The sequence below is a fragment of the Clostridium sp. D5 genome (assembly GCF_000190355.1).
GTDB classification, from domain to species: Bacteria; Bacillota; Clostridia; order Lachnospirales; family Lachnospiraceae; genus Faecalicatena; species Faecalicatena fissicatena_A.
In genome coordinates, this window is the sequence record NZ_GL870842.1 from 1 (window position 1) to 1,557 (window position 1,557).

The window sequence follows — 1,557 nt, forward strand, 5'->3', positions numbered from 1 at the left end:
ATAAAAATTTTATATAAATTATGACTTGCAATTTTGGGGAAAATCCCATATAATTTGGATATTCGGAAATACGCGTATAATGGTTCAGCGTGAGATCAGGCCAGGTCTCACGCTTTTTATTTTGCCGAAAAGCCTGCGCAGACGGTGTTACTGTTTACAGATTTGCCAGTGAACAGTAACGTTTATGGAAAATGTTAACCGTATAATTTCAATGAAAGAATAGGAGTATAAAAAATGGAATTTTATATGAAACTACCAAGAAATAAAAAGGAATTTACGCTGTTCGTGGCCGTTATTTCTATAATATCGGTCAATATAATCGCGCCTGTCATTACTTGCTTTGAAGCAGGATTTCATATGTATGTTTGGGCAGAAGCGCTTCAGGTCATTCCGTTCATATGGCTGAGTGTGATTGCGCTGGTGCTGCTTACTTACAAACCGGCAGAAGATCTGACCGTTAAAATTGTAGATAAGGATGACAGCTTTGGTGCGCACATTGTTGTCAATATATTATGTACCGTATTTTTAATGTCTATATTTCTGACGGTGATTGGAACGTGGATTGGCAGCCGTTCGCTGACGATGGAATCGATTAGGATGTTTTTTTACAAATGGCCGCGTAATTTTGCAATATCATTTGCAGTAGAGCTTTGCATCGCTCAGCCGATCGCAAGGTTTGTAATGCTGAAAATGCATTGCCTGACGGACAGCAGATCCGAAGAAATTGCTTCTGATGCAGACTAATTCATGGGATTAGCCGGTATATATTTCAAAAAATGTTCCACACTAAGTAATAAAAAGGAAAGAAGGCAAAGTGTGTGGAAGAACAGACAATCAAATTGTTGGATGAGTGCAGCAAAGGCTGCAAGATGGGAACAGACAGCATTGAACAGGTGAAGGATTTTGTTACAGACGAGGATCTATGGAATGTAATCGAGAAATACGACAGTAAATATAAAAAACTGGATGATGAAATTGCCCAACTTCTTATGGAGTCAGGCCGGCCGGAGCAGGAACCCGGAAAAATGGCAGTTATGTTTTCCTGGATTACGACAGAGATGAAGCTGATGATAAAGGATGACAGCCGGCAAATCGCTAAGCTGATGATGGATGGCTGCAATATGGGAATCCAGTCCATTAGTGAAACAATCAACGATACTCCGGAGGCATCCCGGGAAAGCAAAACAGCAGCCAAAAGACTGGTTAAAGAGCTGGAAGGCTTTATGAAAGAACTGAAGGAATTTCTGTAAAAAATCACTCCTCTCAGCCAGTTCCCAAAATCGGGATATAGCTCACGAGCTTTAGCCTCGGGAGCGGACGAAGGGGGCGCTTACCGTGAGCCGGGACGGACTGTGAAAAGCACCTGTCCTGTTGGAAATACAGCCGCTGCGCTAAGCGGCAGTAAGAGGAAATCCGCAAAATCAGTCAGAACCGAACGCATTCACCGTTTAATCTGATGATTAAACGCCTCAGGCGTTCTAAAAATCTGCTTCGGAAGCAGATTTTTTCTGACTGATTTCACGGCTTTCCTCTAACTGCCGCTATGCTCGCTAAAAG

At 42.2% G+C, this 1,557-nt stretch carries 2 protein-coding genes; both read left to right on the forward strand.

What is annotated here, in order from left to right; genetic code table 11:
• The first annotated feature begins 234 nt into the window (after positions 1-234).
• The gene (locus HMPREF0240_RS23200) at positions 235-744 is read left to right on the forward strand and encodes a hypothetical protein (RefSeq protein ID WP_035314792.1); all 510 of its coding nucleotides are present in this window, start codon (positions 235-237) and stop codon (positions 742-744) included.
• A gap of 74 nt (positions 745-818) precedes the next feature.
• Positions 819-1,250, forward strand: coding sequence for a hypothetical protein (locus HMPREF0240_RS23205; protein WP_009005825.1), 432 nt, complete (start codon positions 819-821; stop codon positions 1,248-1,250).
• Positions 1,251-1,557 lie beyond the last annotated feature (307 nt).